Annotated in this window: 14 protein-coding genes; 1 reads left to right on the forward strand and 13 read right to left on the reverse strand. The window is 70.3% G+C overall.

Translation table 11 applies throughout. From position 1 onward, the window contains the following. Nucleotides 1–89: 89 nt before the first annotated feature. Genes A4W93_RS25665 through A4W93_RS25675 form a run of 3 tightly spaced genes read right to left on the reverse strand, consistent with a single transcriptional unit; the run spans nucleotide 90 to nucleotide 3,512 of the window. Nucleotides 90–401: a polyhydroxyalkanoic acid system family protein gene (locus tag A4W93_RS25665; RefSeq protein WP_085753318.1), complete on the reverse strand. Its 312-nt coding sequence runs from the start codon at nucleotides 399–401 to the stop codon at nucleotides 90–92. Between the two features lie 22 nt (nucleotides 402–423). Further along, entirely contained in the window at nucleotides 424–1,485 is a 1,062-nt protein-coding gene (locus A4W93_RS25670; protein ID WP_085753319.1) for an aminopeptidase, read from the reverse strand. Next, nucleotides 1,482–3,512, reverse strand: coding sequence for a molybdopterin-containing oxidoreductase family protein (locus tag A4W93_RS25675; protein ID WP_085753320.1), 2,031 nt, complete (start codon nucleotides 3,510–3,512; stop codon nucleotides 1,482–1,484). The genes A4W93_RS25670 and A4W93_RS25675 overlap by 4 nt, the downstream gene beginning before the upstream one ends. Nucleotides 3,513–3,620: 108 nt before the next feature. On the opposite strand from A4W93_RS25675, the gene A4W93_RS25680 reads away from it, so the two are divergent. Continuing rightward, on the forward strand, nucleotides 3,621–4,814 hold the full coding sequence (locus tag A4W93_RS25680; RefSeq protein WP_085753321.1) for a M20 aminoacylase family protein: 1,194 nt from the start codon (nucleotides 3,621–3,623) through the stop codon (nucleotides 4,812–4,814). Nucleotides 4,815–5,483: 669 nt separating this feature from the next. Here A4W93_RS25680 and mdoH read toward each other — a convergent pair. The 10 genes from mdoH to glyQ form a co-directional block, all read right to left on the reverse strand. Beyond that, nucleotides 5,484–7,664, reverse strand: coding sequence for a glucans biosynthesis glucosyltransferase MdoH (gene mdoH, locus A4W93_RS25685; protein WP_174694896.1), 2,181 nt, complete (start codon nucleotides 7,662–7,664; stop codon nucleotides 5,484–5,486). Next, on the reverse strand, nucleotides 7,664–9,190 hold the full coding sequence (locus A4W93_RS25690) for a glucan biosynthesis protein G (RefSeq protein WP_237357625.1): 1,527 nt from the start codon (nucleotides 9,188–9,190) through the stop codon (nucleotides 7,664–7,666). Before A4W93_RS25690 ends, mdoH begins: the two co-directional genes overlap by 1 nt. A gap of 271 nt (nucleotides 9,191–9,461) precedes the next feature. Beyond that, nucleotides 9,462–10,820 (reverse strand): sigma 54-interacting transcriptional regulator, encoded by a 1,359-nt coding sequence (locus tag A4W93_RS25695; protein ID WP_085753323.1) that lies wholly within the window; start codon nucleotides 10,818–10,820, stop codon nucleotides 9,462–9,464. Next, nucleotides 10,820–11,503 carry a hypothetical protein gene (locus A4W93_RS25700; RefSeq protein WP_157131778.1) on the reverse strand — a complete coding sequence of 228 codons (684 nt, stop codon included), beginning with the start codon at nucleotides 11,501–11,503 and terminating at the stop codon, nucleotides 10,820–10,822. Before A4W93_RS25700 ends, A4W93_RS25695 begins: the two co-directional genes overlap by 1 nt. Next, nucleotides 11,487–12,911, reverse strand: coding sequence for a sensor histidine kinase (locus tag A4W93_RS25705; protein ID WP_085753325.1), 1,425 nt, complete (start codon nucleotides 12,909–12,911; stop codon nucleotides 11,487–11,489). Before A4W93_RS25705 ends, A4W93_RS25700 begins: the two co-directional genes overlap by 17 nt. A gap of 13 nt (nucleotides 12,912–12,924) precedes the next feature. Next, nucleotides 12,925–13,872 carry a M48 family metallopeptidase gene (locus tag A4W93_RS25710; protein ID WP_085753326.1) on the reverse strand — a complete coding sequence of 316 codons (948 nt, stop codon included), beginning with the start codon at nucleotides 13,870–13,872 and terminating at the stop codon, nucleotides 12,925–12,927. A gap of 31 nt (nucleotides 13,873–13,903) precedes the next feature. Then, complete coding sequence (locus A4W93_RS25715; protein WP_085753327.1) at nucleotides 13,904–14,653, reverse strand: lysophospholipid acyltransferase family protein; 750 nt, start codon at nucleotides 14,651–14,653, stop codon at nucleotides 13,904–13,906. Between the two features lie 6 nt (nucleotides 14,654–14,659). Further along, on the reverse strand, nucleotides 14,660–15,259 hold the full coding sequence (gene gmhB / locus A4W93_RS25720) for a D-glycero-beta-D-manno-heptose 1,7-bisphosphate 7-phosphatase (protein WP_085753328.1): 600 nt from the start codon (nucleotides 15,257–15,259) through the stop codon (nucleotides 14,660–14,662). Between the two features lie 10 nt (nucleotides 15,260–15,269). Beyond that, nucleotides 15,270–17,381, reverse strand: coding sequence for a glycine--tRNA ligase subunit beta (glyS, locus tag A4W93_RS25725; protein ID WP_085753329.1), 2,112 nt, complete (start codon nucleotides 17,379–17,381; stop codon nucleotides 15,270–15,272). A gap of 3 nt (nucleotides 17,382–17,384) precedes the next feature. Next, nucleotides 17,385–18,308 (reverse strand): glycine--tRNA ligase subunit alpha, encoded by a 924-nt coding sequence (gene glyQ / locus A4W93_RS25730; RefSeq protein ID WP_085753330.1) that lies wholly within the window; start codon nucleotides 18,306–18,308, stop codon nucleotides 17,385–17,387.

An 18,308-nucleotide genomic window follows, 5' to 3' on the forward strand; every position in this document is an offset into this window, starting at 1 on the left:
CCACGGCAGATCGGTTGGTCAAAGCGTACCACCGAACGACCGGACGCGCCGTGACGGACGCCCGGAACCGGCCTTCCCGACGGGGTTCGTCAGGCGCGCCGGTCGCCCGCCTCGCGGGCCAGCAGCCCGTCGAGGTTCTTCTCGATCTCGGCCTGGATGGCCCGCTGGAAGCCGCTCAGCAGGAAACCCAGCCGCGCGGTCAGCTCGAAGTGGTCGCCCGACACGACCAGCTGGCCGGACACCCCCGTGCGCTTGAACTCGACCGTGTCGCCGGCCTCGCCCGAGTCCACCGAACAGACCATGTCGTACTTGCGGGCCGCGTCGGCGACCCACTGGCGGGAGATCTCGCGGGCGCGGTCGAGGCCCAGGTCGTGGGTGCGGTGGATGTGGACGTCGGACATCGGGTGGGGGATGGATGGGAAGTCAGGGGCCGAGTGTGGCCCGCCGCTCGGCCTGCGGCAAGGCGGCGAGGCGTCGCACCTCGGCGTAGAAGCGGTCGAAGTCGCCGCCCTGGGCCTGGAACAGCGCCTCGAAGCGGGGCACGAGTTCGAAGTAGGCGCCGATCACGCCCAGTGCGGCGTTGTTGGCGCGCTCGAACCACGGGTCGTAACCCTTGAAGCCGCCCCACGGGCCGGCCTTCAGCGCCTCGTACTCGGCGCGCATGGCCGCCATGGCCTCGGCCTTGGCCACGCGCTTCTCGTCGTCGGTGCGGCTGCTGCGGAAGATGCCGTCGAGCGTGACCCGCGTGCGCAGCGTCAGCGCGCGGAAATCCTCGCGGCGCGCCTCCAGCCGCTGGTACTCCTCGCGCACCGCCGGGCTGCCGTGGGCCGCCAGCCACCGCTGCACGCCGATGCGCTCGACCGCGGTGGCGAACGACTCGTTGAACACGGTGTCGCCGGGCGCGTACGCCACCTGGTGCGCGAGCTCGTGGAAGATCAGCCGCGCGAGGTCACCCTCGGCGTAGCGGATGAAGGTGTTGAGCAGCGGGTCGCTGAAGTACGCACCGGGGATGCGGCCGAGCGTCGAATACGCCGGCACCGGGTACACGCCCACCTCGAGCCCCTGGGCCCGCAGCTCGGCGGCCTCGGCGTCGGCCGCCGCGCGGTCGAAGTAGCCGCGGTAGCCCACGCAGCCCACGATCGGGAAGCACCAGGTCTTGAGCGTCAGGTCGAGCTCGGGCGTGGCCACCACGTTCCACACGGCCGCCGTGCGGTTCAGGTCGGCATAGCGGCGGTAGCTCGCGTTGTCGGGCAGGTGCAGCGCCTGCACGGCGAAATCGCGGATGGATTCGGTGAGCGCGAGGCGCTCGCGCAGCTGCGCCGGCGTGGCCGGGTCGGCGATCCAGTCGGGCACGGGCCGGGCGCTGTTGAGCAGCGAGAAGTGCCCGCCGATGGACTGGCCGTAGTAGCCGAGGGTGCCGCAGCCGGTGATGCCGCCGGCCAGCACGAGGGCGCCCAGGGCCCCGAGGACGAGGCGGCGCTTCACGCGGGGCGCACGTCCACGAGGCAGTCGTAGAACGACGGGGCGCGGCCGATGTCGGTGAGGTGCTGGTGCGTGAGTTCGTTGACGTTGGTGCCGCGGACGCCCAGCTTGCGCCACCAGATGCCCAGGCCATTGACCACGCCGGGCCGCGCGCGCGTGCTGACCCGCGCGGTGCAGTGGTACGTCCCGCGGTCGTTGAACACCTCGACGGTGGCGCCGTCGGCGATGCCGCGCACGGCCGCGTCGTCGGCGTGGATCTCGAGCAGCGGTTCGCTCTCGATGTCGCGCAGGCTCTTCACGTTGACGAACGTGGAGTTGAGGAAGTTGCGCGCGGGCGGCGAGATCATCGCGAGCGGGTACCGCGCGGCCAGCGCGGGCGTCGACTCGGCGGACTCGTGGTTCGGCACATGGTCGGGCACACCGAGCCCCGGCGCGTCGATCAGGCAGCGGCCGCTCGCGGTGGGGAACCGGCCGTCGGCCAGCGGCGCCTCGGGCAGCGGCAGCTTGACCCAGCCCTCGGCACGCAGGCGGTCGAAGTCGACGTCGCGCTTGAAGGCGACGCGGGCCATGTCCTCGTCGGTGTCGCGGAAGCACGGCTCGTCGAAGCCCATGTGGGTGGCCAGGTCGCGGAACACCTGCGTGTTCGACCGCGCCTCGCCCACCGGCGCCACGGCCTGCTCGTTGATCACGGCATAGGTGTGGCCGTAGCTCGTGTGCACGTCGAGGTGCTCGAGCTGCGTGGTGGCCGGCAGCACGTAGTCGGCGTGGTCGGCGGTGTCGGTCAGGAAGTGTTCCAGCACCACGGTGAACAGATCGTCGCGGCGAAAGCCCGCCACCACCTTCGGCGACTCGGGCGCCACCGCCACCGGGTTGCTGTTGTAGACCACCAGCGCCTCGATCCTCGGACCGAACGCGGGCGAGGCCTCGCGCAGCAGGTCGTCGCCGATGGTGCTCATGTTGATGGTGCGCGGGCGCCGGCCGGCGAGCAGGTCGGGCCGCTGCAGCGCCGCGGCGTCCTTCGGGAACCAGCCCGACGCCGACAGCAGCAGCCCGCCCGCACGGTGCCGCCACGCACCGGTGAGGCACGGCAGGATCGCGATCAGGCGCACGGCGTTGCCGCCGCCGCGCACGCGCTGCATGCCGTAGTTCAGGCGGATGGCCGCGGGGGCGGTGGTGCCGTAGTCGCGGGCCAGGCCGCGCACGTCGTCGGCGGTCAGGCCGCACACCTCGGCGGTGCGTTCGGGTGTCCACGCCTTCGCGCGCTCGCGCAGCGCGGGCCAGCCCTCGGTGTGCTGGTCGATGTAGTCGTGGTCGAGCCAGTCGTTGGCGACCAGCTCGTGGATCAGGCCGAGGGCCAGGGCCCCGTCGGTGCCAGGGCGCAGCGCGAGGTGCTGGTGGCACTTGTCGGCGGTTTCGGTGCGGCGCGGGTCGATGCACACGAGCTTCGCGCCCTGGCGCTTGGCCGCCTGGGCGAAGGTCCAGAAGTGCAGGTTCGACGCGATCGAGTTGCTGCCCCAGATCAGGATCAGCCTGCTTTCGGCGAAATGCTCGACGTGCATGCCGATGCGCGCGCCATAGGTGGCGGCGAGCGCCTCGCTGCCGGCGTTCGAGCAGATGGTGCGGTCGAGCAGCGAGGCGCCCAGCTTGTGGAAGAAGCGGCGGTCCATGCTTTCGCCCTGCAGCAGGCCCATGGTTCCGGCGTAGCTGTACGGCACGACGGCCTCTGGGTTCCGGGCGGCGATGGCCTTCAGGCGGGCGGCGATGTCGGCCAGGGCCTCGTCCCACGTCACGCGCACGAATTCACCCGCCCCCTTCGGCCCCACGCGCTTGAGCGGATGCAGCACGCGCTCGGGGTGGTACGTCCGTTCGGGGTAGCGGGACACCTTGGTGCACAGCGCCCCGTGGGTGGTGGGGTGCGCGGGATCGCCCTGGACGCGCACGGCGCGGCCGTCCTCGACGGTGACGCGCATGGCGCAGGTGTCGGGGCAGTCGTGCGGACAGGCGGCGCGAACGGTGACGGCGGAACTCATGCCCTCACTATTGCACAGGCCCGTCGCGGGGTCGCGAATCGCCGGGTAAACTGCTTTTTCGACCTCGGCGCGCCCGCGGACGCGCCGGTCCCCCGGGAGTCCCTCACCATGCAGTTGATCGAATCCATCCTGGCCGACAGCGCCGCCGCGACGGCGCTGCGCCGCGACCTCCACGCCCATCCGGAACTCTGCTTCCACGAGACGCGCACGTCCGACGTCATCGCCAACGCGCTCACCGAGTGGGGCATCCCCATCCATCGGGGCCTCGGCACCACCGGCGTCGTGGGCATCGTGAAAGGCACCCGGGGCGAAAGCCCCCGCGCCGTGGGCCTGCGCGCCGACATCGACGCCCTGCCCATCACCGAACACAACACCTTCCCGCACGCCAGCCGGCACGCCGGGAAGATGCACGCGTGCGGTCACGACGGCCACACCGCGATGCTGCTGGCCGCGGCCAAGCACTTCTCGAAGCACCGCGACTTCGCGGGCACCGTCTACCTCGTGTTCCAGCCCGCGGAGGAAGGGGGCGGCGGCGCGCGCGAGATGATCAAGGATGGCATCTTCGAGAAGTTCCCGATGGAAGCCATCTTCGGCGCACACAACTGGCCGGGCCTGAAGGTCGGGCAGTTCGCGGTGTGCGACGGGCCCTGCTTCGCGTCGAGCAACGAGTTCCGCATCACCATCCGCGGCAAGGGATCGCACGCCGCGATGCCGCACCTGGGTGTGGACCCCGTGCCGGTGGCGTGCCAGATGGTGCAGGCGTTCCAGACCATCATCTCGCGCAACAAGCGACCGTTGGAAGCCGGCGTGATCTCGGTGACGATGATCCACACGGGCGAGGCCACGAACGTGGTGCCCGACAGCTGCGAGATCCAGGGCACCGTGCGCACCTTCACGGTGGAACTGCTCGACCTGATCGAGCGCCGCATGCGCGACGTGGCGTCGCACACCTGCGCGGCCTTCGAGGCCACCTGCGAGTTCGAGTTCAGGCGCAACTACCCGCCCACCATCAACCACGACGCCGAGACCGCGTTCGCGCGGCAGGTGATGGCCGACGTGGTGGGCCCCGAGAACGTGCAGGAGTTCGAACCCACGATGGGCGCGGAAGACTTCAGCTTCTTCCTGCAGGCCAAGCCCGGCTGCTACTTCGTGATCGGCAACGGCGAAGGCGAGCACCGCATCGGCGGCCATGGCCTCGGGCCGTGCATGCTGCACAACCCGAGCTACGACTTCAACGACGACCTGATTCCGCTGGGCGCCACGCTGTGGGTGCGGATGGCGGAGGCCTGGCTGGCGCGTTGATCCTCTGAAAACACGTCATCCCGGCGAAGGCCCACTACTGTCCGGGGAAAATCGAGGCGTCGGCCAACAGGCCCGATCCAAAGCGGGATGCGCTGAATTTGCTGATTTCCCGACTCGATCGCATCGCAAGAACCAAGATGTCACCCCGGCGCAGGCCGGGGCCCTGGGCCTGGCGCGCGAACAGCCCGTCATCGCAGAGCCCGACGCGATCGCGTGCAGGCGCCAGCGCCTGCGCTCAGCAGGATGTTCCGCCCTGCGCGGAACGACGCGAGTGGCTCGGTTGAACCGAGCGCTCGCGAAGGCAGACCCCGCGAGTCAGAGCCTGGCGAGAAGTCCTGGCGTCATCGAGTTCTCGGCGTTCGACGCGCGAGTCCCGCGGAGCAGGAGCAGCAGAGCCGCATAAGCCGAAGCTGGTGTTCAGGTGCTTTGTTGGTTACTTATTTGCACCAGCAAATAAGTGACTCGCCCGCCGGGGCGAACTCCCGGCGCGGTCTCACTCACGAGGGGAACGGTGGCGCGCGCAGCCGGCACGGCCTGACCGGGCATGGCCATCCGCGCTTCGGGTCAGGCCCAGGGTCCCGGCCTGCGCCGGGATGACGGGTGTTTCGAAGGCGTCTCGATTTTCCCCGGACAGTAGTGGGCGAAGGCCGGAATGACAGTGCTTGTTGATCAGGCCGCTTTTTCGTCCCACACGCTGTTCGCAGCCAGCTGGTCACGCAGCCGCACGATGCTCTGCGGCTCGCTCAGCAGCCGCATGCGGTCGGCGTTCGACAGCCGTTCGGCATCCTGTGGCGCCATCACGGCGCGCATGAGGCTGCGCCGCACCTTGCCGCGCACGCCCCACGCCGTGTTGCGCGGGCCCATGGCCGAGCGCACCACGTCGAAGAGCCACGGGTCGGTGACGGCGTCGCTCCAGCTCGGCAGCGGCTCGGCGTCGTTCGCGTAGGCCCAGGCCTGGCGCAGCACCGTGGGCGACCACGATTCCTCGGGGGTCACGAGCAGCTGGCGCGCCTTCACGCGTTCGCCGAAACCGGCGCGGCTGGTCGCCACGGTGAGCGGCACGGCGAACAGCAGCGGCAGGGCCACCGGGGCCAGCCACAGCGCGGCCCCCGGCTCGATGGCCAGCGCCACGCCCACGAGCGCCACGACGACGGCCATGATGGGGGCGAAGCGGCGGACCGCATCGCCCCAGCCGATGTCCTGCGCCTCACGCGGAGGCGACTTCCAGTTCAGCTTCAGGCCGGTCAGGGCCACGACGACGAACATCGTGTGCGCCACCATGCGCACCGGCGCCTGCAGCACCGACAGCAGGCCTTCGAGGAAGCCGCTGCGCACCACCGCGCCACCACCGCCGTACAGGTGCTGTTCCTTCTTCAGGAAGATGGTGACCACGCCGAGGATGCGCGGCATGAACAGCATCGCGCCGGTGGCGAGCCACAGGCCCAGCATCTCCATGCGGATGCCGTACTGCGGCGTGAAGATCGCGTAGCCGCCGAACAGCCACAGCGCACCGCCCAGCAGCACGAAGCCGAGCCACAGCGGCGCCGACAGGTACGCGAGCGCACCGGTCAGCAGCATCGCGCGGTGCACGCCATGCAGGCCCGGCTCGGTGAGCAGGCGGGCGTTCTGCAGGTTGCCCTGGCACCAGCGGCGGTCACGCGACAGTTCTTCCAGCAGGTTGGGCGGCTGCTGCTCGTAGCTGCCCGGCAGGTCGGACACGAGCCACACGTGGTAGCCGGCGCGGCGCATCAGCGCGGCCTCGACGAAGTCGTGCGACATGATGTCGCCGCTCAGGCCGCCGCGGCCCGGCAGCGGCGCCAGCGAGCAATGCTTCATGAAGGGCTCGACGCGGATGATCGCGTTGTGCCCCCAGTAGTGCGACTCGCCCAGCTGCCAGTACTGCATGCCCGCGGTGAACAGCCGGCCGGCCACGCGGCCCGCGAACTGCTGCGCGCGTGCGTGAACGGTCGACAGGCCGCAGGCCTGCGGGGCCGTCTGGATGATGCCGGCCTTCGGGTGGGCTTCCATCAGCTTGACCAGCGTGACGAGGGCGTCGCCGGTCATCACGCTGTCGGCGTCGAGCACCACCATGTAGCGGTAGTCCTTGCCCCAGCGGCGGCAGAAGTCGGCGACGTTGCCGCTCTTGCGCTTCGTGCGGTGCTGGCGCCAGCGGTAGTACACGCGGCCGTTGCCGCCGAGCGTGGTCCGCAGCTCGGCCCACGCGGCGAGTTCGGCGGCGCGCAGGGTCGGATCGCTCGTGTCGGACAGCACATACAGGTCGAACAGGCGCGAGCCGCCCGCGGCCGCCACCGATTCGAGCGTGGCGCGCAGGCCGGCGAACACCGTGGCCACCTGCTCGTTGCAGATCGGCATGATGATGGCGGTGCGGGCGTCGGGCGACAGCGTGTCGTTCAGCACGTCCTGGTACCGCAGCGCGTGCGGATCGCCGCGCAGCTGCACCCAGAAGCCCATCAGCGCCGTGAAGAAGCCGGCCGCCACCCAGGCGAACAGCAGCGAGAACAGCGCGATCTGCCCCACGCGCAGCCAGTTCGCCTCGTAGACGGGCAGCACCTGCGTCAGCAGCGCGGTGGCCCCCACGGCGGACAGGGCGACCAGCACCAGCAGCACGCGCCGGCGCCACATCGCGGCCACCTCCCACGGCAGCTTCGGTTCGAACGACGTGCCGCTGCCGGAGAACACACCGGCCACACCTTCGAACAGGCCTCGCCAGAAGCCGCGCCACGGCGTGGCCACCATCGACGCGCGCCGGATCGGCGGGGCGCTGGGCCCCACGCCAGGCACGCGCGGGATCAGGGGGGACGAGGACGAGCCGACAGGACCCGGGCTCATCAAGCGGGCTGAATGATGGATGTCCATGTTTCGGTCAATGCGTGGGTGGATTGCTGGAGGAAGGCGCGCAGCTCGACCGGCTGCGTCGCATCGATTCGGCGCACGCGCAGCGTCAGGCGCCAGGCGCCGTTGGCCGCGATGCGGTAGGCGTTGGTCTCGACGACGCGGCCGTTGGGGCCGGCGGAGACCACGGGCTTGACCGCGGCGTCGTGCGGCAGAGCATCGAGTGCCGGGCCGGTGAAGTCGACGACGTAGTTCACTTCGTCGGCCGCCACCTCGGCGAAGCCGCGGCCCGTGCGCGACTGGGTGGCCCAGCCGGTGGGCGGGCGCTGCTGCACATCGCCCTGGAACGACATGCGGTACGCGAAGTCGAGCGGCTGGCCCGGGGCGGGCACCGTGTCGGGCACCCAGTACGCCACGATGTTGTCGTTGGTCTCGTCGGCCGTGGGCCACTGGAAGAGTTCGACACGGCCCGCCCCCCACGCGCCCTTCGGCTCGATCCAGGTGCTCGGGCGGCGTTCGTAGCTCGCCTCGGTGTCTTCATAGCTCGCGAACGCGCGGTCGCGCTGCATCAGGCCGAAGCCCTTCGGGTCGCGCGTGGCGAACGACGTCACGAGCGGCTTCGAGGGGTTGATCAGCGGACGCCACAGCCACTCGCCTTCACCGGTGGCCACCATCAGGCCATCGGAGTCGTGCACCTCGGGGCGGAACTCGCCTGCGCGCGGCTGGTTCTCGCCGTGCTGGAACATGCTGGTGAGCGGCGCGATGCCGAGGGTGGCGACGCCCGCGCGCAGGTACAGGCGGCTGCGCACGTCGGCCACCGTGCTTTCGCCCGGGCGCAGCGTGAACTGGTACGCCCCGGTCGCGCGCGGCGATTCGAGCAGCGCGTGGACCACGAGCGACGTCGCGTTCGACGCGGGTCGCTCGATCCAGAACTCCGTGAAGCGCGGGAACTCCTCGCCCTTGCCGCCGGCGGTGTCGATGGCAAGGCCGCGCGCGGACAGGCCGTAGTGCTGGTCGCGGCCCAGCGCTCGGAAGTAGCTGGCGCCGAGGAACACGACCAGCTCGTCCTTGTACGTCGGCTTGTTCAGCGCGTAGTGCACGCGAAAGCCCGCGAAGCCCAGGTCGCCCCAGTTCGCGGGGTTCACCTTGTTCTTGCCGTAGTCGAAGGTCTTCGGGTCGAAGGTGATGTGGCGCACGGCGCCGGAGGAGGTCACCTCGTGGATGCGGACGGGTGCGGTCTGGTGCTTGCCGAGGTGGAAGAACGCGAGCTCGAACGGCAGGCCGTCGGCACGCCACATCGCCTGGTCCGGCTTGAAGCGGATGTCGCGGTACTGGTCGTACGACAGCCCCCGGAGGTCGGGCGGCAGGTTCAGCGGCGCCGTGACGTGGGGCAACGCGGCCTTGGCCTTCGCGAGGCGGTCCACGTCGTCGAAGCCGAACGCGAAGCTGCCGCCGGCCGCGAGGCAGGCCGCCAGGCCGGCGGCCAGGCGAAGCAATGGCAGGGAACGCGAGAGGAGCTGCAAAACGGGGTCCTTGGGGCTAGGGGTCGGAAACCGCTGAAAACCAGCGGCGCGACTCCTCTAGCGCAATGACCATGCCAAAGCGACCAACCTCAATGAAATCAATGGCTTACGAGAAATGAGGTGACCGAGTCCACCCTCATTTCCTCGTTTTCTGTCGCCCCTCGGCGACAGCGGAAAGCGGACCTCCCGGTCGCTTTCCCTCTGCTGCACCGCGGCAAACCAGTTGTCGCGCATCGGCGACAACTCGGATCGGGTGACGCCGCCCGGTGGCCTATTCGGCCGTCGGCGTGTCGGCGCGGAACCGACCGGGGGTCAGCCCGTGCTTCTGCAACAGGCGGTAGAACTCGGTGCGATTGCGGTCCGCCAGACGGGCTGCATCCGCCACGTTGCCATCGGTCATTTTGAGCAAACCGACCAGGTAATCTCGTTCAAAGCGTTCCCGCGCCTGCGCGAAGCTGAGCACCTCGACGGTGGGCACGCGCAGCGCGCGCTGCACCAGCGCGAGGGGGATCAGCGGCGTGGTGGCGAGCGCGCAGACCTGCTCCACCACGTTGTGCAGCTGCCGCACGTTGCCCGGCCACAGGGCCGTGGCCAGGGCCTTCAGCGCATCGGGGGCGAAACCGTTGAGCGGCTTGCCGTACTTCTCGCCCAGTTTCGAGAGGAAATGGTTGGCCAGCAGCGGGATGTCCTCGCGGCGCTCGCCGAGCGGCGGCAGCGTCAGGGCCACCACGTTCAATCGGTAAAAAAGGTCTTCCCGGAATTGCCCTTCGGCCATCGCGGCGTCGAGGTCGCGGTGGGTGGCGGACAGGATGCGCACGTCGACGGGGATGCTCTCGCTCGCCCCGACCGGCCGCACCGACCGCTCCTGGAGCACCCGCAGCAGCTTGACCTGCAGCGCCGGGGGCATGTCGCCGATTTCGTCGAGGAACAGCGTGCCCCCGTCGGCGGCCTGGAAGAGGCCCCGGTGGTTGGCCACGGCACCCGTGAAAGACCCCTTCACGTGCCCGAACAATTCGGACTCGAGCAGGGCCTCGGGGATCGCGCTGCAGTTCACCGCGACGAAGGGTTTGTCGGCCCGCGCGCTGGCCTTGTGGATGGCCTGCGCGAGCAGTTCCTTGCCGCTGCCGCTCTCGCCGCAGATCAGCACGCTGGCGTCGGACGCGGCCACCATCTTGGCCTCGGCCAGCAGCTCGGCCATGCGGGCCGAACGGCTCACGATGGCCTCGCGCCACTGCTCGTCGCCGTCGGCCGCCTTGTGCGCGGGGGCGCCCAGCGCGAGCGCCTGCGAGATCTTCTCGAGCAGCGCCTTGCCGTCGAAGGGTTTGGTGAGGTACGTGAAGACACCGCGGGCCGTGGCCTCGACCGCATCGGGGATGGTGCCGTGCGCGGTGAGCAGGATGACCGGCAGCGCCGGGTGGTGGGCGCGGATCTCGTCGAACAGCGCGAGGCCGTCGCGGCCCGGCAGCTGCACGTCGCTCACGACGAGCTGCGGGCGGGCGACGTCGAGCTGCGCGAGGGCGTCCTCCGCGGACGCCACCGCCGTCACGTGGTAGCCGGCGGAGGTGAGCCGCATCGACAGCAGCTTGAGCAGGTCCGGGTCGTCGTCGACCAGCAGGAGGTTCGCCGGCATCACGGGGCTTTCGAGGCAGGAGCGGGTGCCGGCGGCGCGGACGGCGCCGGGGGTGGCGGTGGCGCGGAGGGCTTCACGGGAGCCGACGGCGGCCGCGCCGTCAGGCTGCGTTCGATGGCCTTGAGGGCCTCGAGCTTGTCGTTGGTCTGCTGCAGGTTGCGCTGGGCCTCGCGCAGCTGCAGGCCCTGGCGGTCCAGCTGTTCCTCGAGCTTGCGCTGTTCGACGAGCCGCACCGACAGCAGGCGCGCCAGCGGTTGCCACGGCGCGATGTCGGGGTTGGTGGACTTGACGATGGGGTCGAGCAGCGCGGCCGCCCGGGCGATGTCCCCGTTGTTGCGCGCATGGGTCAATGCAAGCGAAAGCTCCATCACGAGTTGCGGCGACGCCGCCTGCGCGTTGGCGGACACGAGCGCGTTCAGCCGCGTGAGTTCCTGGCCCAGCTCGGCCGGCGCCATCTGCCGCAGTTGCTCGTTGTAGGCGAGCAGCCGCCGCGCCACGCCCTCGCTCGGGTCGACCACCGGCGGCGGTGGGGGTGGCGGGGGCGGCGGCACGGGGGCCGGCGCGGGCGGCGGAGGCGGCACGGGGGCCGGCGGCGGCGCGGGCTGCAGCGCCGTGCAGGCGGCCAGCGCGAGGCTGCCGCCCGCCAGGGCCCAGGCACGAAGAAGGTCAGTCCGAGGACGCATGCGGAAGCTCGATGTGGAAGTGCGCCCCCGGCCCGTCGGGCAGCAGTTCGATCTGCCCGCCGTGCGCGGTGACGTATTCATGGACGATGGACAACCCGATGCCACTGCCACGCGCCTCGTCGGCCGGCTGGCGCTCGCCCCGGTAGAAGGGTTCGAAGACGCGGGCACGGTCGGCGGACGCGACACCCGGGCCGCTGTCGACGATGTCGATGCAGGCCCGGCCGGCTTCCCGGGAAACCGAAAACTGGATGGTACCGCCCGAGGGGCTGAAGCGGATCGCGTTCGACAACAGGTTGGCAAGGGCCATTCCCATCTTGTCGCCATCGATCTCGGTCCAGAGCGGGTCGCCGTCGACCCGCACGCGCAGCAGCTTGGCCTGCCACTGCAGGCGCTGCTGGTTCACGAGGTCACCGATGAAGGCCACGAGCTCGGTGCGCCGGCGCACGAGGCGGCGGGCCTCGAAGGCCGCGGCGTTGAAGCGCAGCAGGTCCTCGATCTGCCGCTGCAACACCACGGTGTTCTGCTGCAGGATGCGCACGACCTGCACCTGGTTGTCGTTGAGCGCGCCCGTGACCCCGTCCTCCAGCAGCGACACGCCCTCGCGCAGCGCCGCCAGCGGCGTCTTCAGCTCGTGCGACACGTGCCGCAGGAACCGCGCCTTGTCGGAGTCGAGCTCGGCCAGGCGCAGCCGCAGCCATTCGAGCCGCTGGCCGATCAGGCGCACGTCGGCCGGGCCGCGGATGTCGATGGTCTTCTCGAGGCGGTTCTCGCCGAGGCCCACGATGGCGTTCTCGATGCGCTTGAGCGGCCGCGCGAGCCACAGGCCGAACACCAGCGCCAGCACACCGGCGACCACGATGGCACCGAGGATCTGCTGCGCGAGGTCCACGCGCCGCGCCTCGAGTTCGTCGCGCAGCACCTGGTTGCGCTGCTCGGTGGCCTGGCGCACCTGCTCGGCGATGGTGGTGTTGAGCTGGTCGAGCGACGTGAACGCCGCGGTAAGCGCGAGTTCGCGCTGGCGCTGCGTGGGCGGCGTGCCGGTGAGCTGCGCCTCGATCTCCGCGAGCGTCGCGCGCCACTTGTCGGCCGACGCCTTCGGCAGCGACCCCGCCGACAGCTGTTCGAGCGAGTCGCCGGCCTCGCGGGCCGCGTCGTCGAAACGCTGGCGCAGGTTGGGGTCGCCCAGCACGAGGAACTGGCGCGCCGCACGTTCCATGTCGACGCTGCGCTCGGCCATCAGCTGCGCAGCCGCGCTGAGCGTGACCGCCTGGCGGGCGCCCGCGCTGCTCTGGCGCAGCAGGCCTTCGAGGGTGAAGAGGCCGCGCAGCGATGCGGCACTGAGCAGCGCGGCGATCAGCAGGAACGCCACCAGCAGCAACTGCCGGAAGGAGTAGCGATGAAGACTCATCGCGATGCGACCGTCAATCGAAGACCGGCAGCACGTCGTCCTTGAGGGTGCCGCGGGCCTTTTCGAAGTCGGGCATCACCGAACGCACCACGTCCCAGAAACGCGGGCTGTGGTTCATCTCGCGCAGGTGGGCGAGTTCATGCGCCACCACGTAGTCGATGGTGGACATGGCGAAGTGGATCAGGCGCCAGTTGAGGCGGATGGAGCCGTCGGCGCTGGCGCTGCCCCAGCGCGTCTGCGCGGACGACAGGCTGAGCCGCTTGTACTGCACGCCCAGCTGCACCGCGAAGTGGCGGCAGCGTTCCTCGAACACGCGGCGCGCTTCGCGCTGCAGCCAGCTCTGGACCGCGTCGCGGATCTGTTCCGGCCCCGCGGTGTGCGGCAGGCCGATGTGCAACGTGTGGCTGGGCACGCCCGGCAGCCCGGACGCATCGGTGTTGAGCGCGGCGCCGCCCTTGGCGGTGCTGGCCCGCGCGTCGAGCACCACGATGACGGTGTCGCCGAGGTACGGGATGCTGGTGCCGTCGCGCCACTCGACCTTCGCGGCCAGCAGGCGCTGCTGGCGCTCCTGCTGTTCGCGCAGCTTGCGCAGGATCCAGTCGGCCTTCTCGTGCAGCGCGGTGTCGATCTCGGCAAGGCCCACCCACTTCGGGGCGGAGACGGTCAGGCCGTCGAGCCCGACCACGAAGCCGATGCTGCTCCGGCGCGCGCGGCGCAGCGCGTAGGCGACCACGTGGGAGTTGAGGCGGATCTCGCGGTGCGCCTGCGGATGGCGGAACACGGCAGGCGCCAGCGCGCTCGGCGCCGGGCTCACCGCCAGGGGCAGGCGAGGCGTGGGCGCCGGGGCCGAAACCATCGGCGGTGCATCGGGAGGCACGGACATCAGGGGCAGAGCAGCCGGCGAGCCGTCATCGAACAGCGAAAGCTGCATCGTGCGGTGGGCCGGCGAGGGACGCGTCATGGGCGCTCATTCTATGCGGCGCCCATGACCTTCAGGTTGCGGAGGACACGTAGGCCTCGGGATCGATGCGGCGCATTTCCGCTTCGATCCAGGTTTCAACCTCGCGCATCAGGTCGTCGGCCGTGCGGCCCTCGGACGGGATGGGCTTGCCGATGGAGACGTCGACCACCCCCGCGCGCACCATGAACGACTTGCGCGGCCAGCAGCGCGCCGCGTTCACCGCGATGGGCACCACCGGCACGCCGGTGGCCACGGCCAGGCGCGTACCACCGGCCTTGTAGGTGCCCTGCCCGCCGCGCGGCGCACGGGTGCCTTCGGGGAACATGATCACCCAGTTGCCGTGGCCCATGTGCTTGCGGCCCTGCTCGGCCACCTTGTTCCAGGCCTCGGCGCGTTTGCTGCGGTCGATGTGGATCATGTCGATGCGCGCCATGGCCCAGCCGAAGAACGGGATGTAGAGCAGCTCGCGCTTGAACACGTAGCAGAGCGGCTTCGGCATGATCGTGGGGTACGCGAACGTCTCCCACGTGCTCTGGTGCTTCGACAGCAGGATCACCGGCCCGTCGGGCAGGTTCTCCATGCCCTGCACGCGCTTCTCGACGCCGCAGATCACCTTGCAGCCCCAGATGGCCACGCGCAGCCAGCCGGCGCACAGCCAGTAGATGGGCGCGCCGCGCACGAAGATCGAATAGACCAGCACAGCGAGGGCCCAGGGCACCACGGTGACGGCCATCCACAGCAGGAACAGGAACGACCGGATCGCGGTCAGCAGTTTCGTCATGGGGGTTCAGTCGAGACGTCCGAGGCTCGCGTCGCCCGCGCCGGCACTGCCGCGCAGGACACGCTCTTCCTGGATCAGGTATTCGGCGAAGGCCGCGAGGTCGTCGTGCACCACGGTGCCCGGCACCTGGTGCAGCACGTTGCCGGCCACGGTGGCGGCGCCCTTGCCGGTGCGCACGAGGTGCGGCTTGCAGCCCACCGCGGCGCCCGCCTGCAGGTCGCGCAGCGAATCGCCCACCACCGGCACGTTGGCGAGGTCCACGCCGTAGCGTTCGCCGATCTGGCGGAACAGGCCCGGCAGCGGCTTGCGGCAGTCGCACGATTCGTCGGGCGTGTGCGGGCAGAAGAACACCGCATCGATGCGGCCGCCCACCTTCGCGAGCAGCGAGTTCATCTTCGCGTGCATCGCGTTGAGCGCGGCCATGTCGAACAGCCCGCGGCCGAGGCCCGACTGGTTGCTCGCGATCACCGTGTGCCAGCCCGCATGGTTCAGCCGGGCGATGGCCTCGAGCGAGCCGGGGATCGGGATCCAGTCGTCGGCCGACTTGACGTAGTCGTCCCGATCCTCGTTGATCGTGCCGTCGCGGTCGAGGATGATGAGGTTCATCGCGTGATGCTCAGGTGGCCAGCTTGGACAGGTCGGCCACGCGGTTCATCGCGGCATGCAGGCTCGCCAGCAGCGCCAGGCGGTTGGCGCGCAGCGCGGGGTCTTCCGCGTTGACCATCACGCTGTCGAAGAACGCGTCCACCGGTGCCTTCAGCACGGCCAGGGCCTGCAGCGAGGCGGTGTAGTCACCGCGCTCGAAGGCCTCGGTGGCCGGGCCGTTGGCGGCGCGCAGCGCCTCGAACAGCGCCTGCTCCTGGGGCTCGACGAACCGCGCGGCGTCCGGCGTGGCGCCCACGGCACCTTCGGACTTCGCGAGGATGTTGCCCACGCGCTTGTTCGCGGCGGCCAGGCTCGCGGCCTCGGGCAGCGCGGCGAAGGCCTTCACGGCCGCGAGCGCACGCGGCACCTCGTGCACGCGGCTGCCGCGGCGGCTCAGCACGGCATCGATCTCCTGGGCGGCATAGCCCTGGTCGCGCAAGCTGACCGCGAGGCGGTCGAACATGAAGTCGACCACGAGGCCGGTGGTCTTGGCCGGGTCGGCGACCAGCGGGCCGAAGGTCTCGACGGCGGCGCGCACGAGCGCGTCGATGTCGAGCGGCAGCGCGCGCTCGACCAGCATGCGCACCACACCGAGGGCATGGCGGCGCAGCGCGAACGGGTCCTTGTCGCCGGTGGGCAGCTGGCCGATGCCGAAGAGGCCGGTCAGCGTCTCGAGCTTGTCGGCCAGGGCCACCGCGACACCCACGTCGTTGCGCGGCAGTTCGTCGCCCGCGAAACGCGGCTTGTAGTGGTCCTCGATGGCCGAGGCGATGGTGTCGCCCAGGCCGTCGCCACGGGCGTAGTAGCCGCCCATGATGCCCTGCAGCTCGGGGAACTCGCCCACCATGTCGGTGAGCAGGTCGGCCTTCGCCAGCTGGGCCGCGGTGTCCGCCTGCGCGGCCACGTCGGCGCCGCCGATCGCTTCGCCGATCACGCGGGCGATGGCGCGCACGCGCTCGACCCGTTCACCCTGCGTGCCCAGCTTGCCGTGGTACACGACGCGGCCGAGGCCCTCGACGCGCGATGCGAGCGTCTTCTTGCGGTCCTGGTCGAAGAAGAACTTGGCGTCGGCGAGGCGCGGGCGCACCACGCGTTCGTTGCCACCGATCACGCGGCTCGGGTCGGCCGGCGCGATGTTGCTGACGATCAGGAACTTGTTCGTGAGCTTGCCCGCCGCATCCAGCAGCGGGAAGTACTTCTGGTTGGCCTTCATCGTGAGGATGAGGCACTCCTGCGGCACGGCGAGGAACTCCGGCTCGAACTGGCACAGCAGCACGTTCGGGCGCTCCACCAGCGCGGTGACTTCGTCGAGCAGCGCGGGGTCGTCGATGGGCACGAGGCCTTCGCGGTCGGCGGCCACCTTCAGCTGGCGGGAGATCTCGGCGTGGCGCGCCTCGAAGCTCGCGATCACGGCGCCCTGCTCCTGCAGCTGGTGCGCGTAGTGGTCGGCGTCGAGCAGCATCACCGGGTCGACCGAGGCCTCGAAGCGGTGGCCGTGCGTGGCGCGGCCGGACTCGAGGCCCAGCGCCTTCACCGGCACCAGGTCGGCGCCGTGCAGCGCGACGAGGCCGTGGGCCGGGCGCACGAAGTTCACGCTCGACCAGCCGTCTTCCAGCTGGTACTGCATGACCTTCGGGATGGGCAGCTTCGCGAGCGCCTCGTCGAGCGCCTTCTGCAGGCCCTCGGCCAGGCGGGCGCCCTTCACGACGGTGTCGAGGAACAGGGCCTCGGCCTTGCCGTCCGGCTGGCGCTTGAGCTGGGGCACGACGGAGGCATCGAAGCCGAGCGAACCCAGCTTCTTCAGCAGCGCCGGCGTGGCGTTGCCCGAGGCGTCGAGCGCGACGGCCACCGGCATCAGCTTCTGCGTGACGGGCTTGTCGTCGGCCTGGTCCAGCACGCCGCTCACATGGGCGCCCAGGCGGCGCGGCGAGGCGAACGGGGTGACGGCCGACTGCGCCGAAGCGAGGCCCGAGGCCTTCAGGCTTTCGGCGATCGTGCGGGCGAAGGACTCGCCGAGCACCTTCAGCGCCTTCGGCGGCAGTTCCTCGACGAACAGTTCGATCAGGAGGTTCTTGGTGGTCATGGTTCAGGCCGCCTTCTTGTTCTTCTCGAGGGAGGCGACCACTTCGTCGGCCCAGGCCTTCGGGGCCATCGGGAAGCCGAGGCGGGCCCGGCTGTCGAGGTAGCTTTGCGCGACGCTGCGCGCGAGGTTGCGGATGCGGCCGATGTAGGCGGCGCGTTCGGTGACGCTGATGGCGCCCCGCGCATCGAGCAGGTTGAAGCTGTGCGCGGCCTTGAGCACCTGCTCGTAGGCCGGCAGCGCGAGCTGCGACTCCATCAGGTGCTTCGCCTGCTTCTCGTGCGCCGCGAAGGCGGTCAGCAGGAAGTCGACGTCGCTGTGCTCGAAGTTGTAGGTGCTCTGCTCGACCTCGTTCTGGTGGTACACGTCGCCGTAGCTGAGCGTGTCGGTCCACTTGAGGTCGTAGACGCTGTCGACGCCCTGCAGGTACATCGCCAGGCGTTCGAGGCCGTAGGTGATCTCGCCGGTGATGGGCTTGCACTCGATGCCGCCCACCTGCTGGAAGTACGTGAACTGCGTGACCTCCATGCCGTTCAGCCACACCTCCCAGCCGAGGCCCCAGGCGCCGAGCGTCGGGTTCTCCCAGTCGTCTTCCACGAAGCGGATGTCGTTGGCTTTCAGGTCGAAGCCGAGCGCCTCCAGCGAGCCGAGGTACAGCTCGAGGATGTTCGACGGCGCGGGCTTGAGCACCACCTGGTACTGGTAGTAGTGCTGCAGGCGGTTCGGGTTCTGCCCGTAGCGGCCGTCCTTCGGGCGGCGGCTGGGCTGCACGTAGGCAGCCTTCCAGGGCTCCGGACCCAGGGCGCGCAGGAACGTGGCGGTGTGGCTGGTGCCCGCGCCGACTTCCATGTCGTACGGTTGCAGCAGCGCGCAGCCCTGGCGGTCCCAGTAGTCTTGCAGGCGCAGGATGATTTGCTGGAAGGTCAGCAT

The sequence above is a fragment of the Piscinibacter gummiphilus genome (genome assembly GCF_002116905.1).
GTDB lineage: Bacteria > Pseudomonadota > Gammaproteobacteria > Burkholderiales > Burkholderiaceae_C > Rhizobacter > Rhizobacter gummiphilus.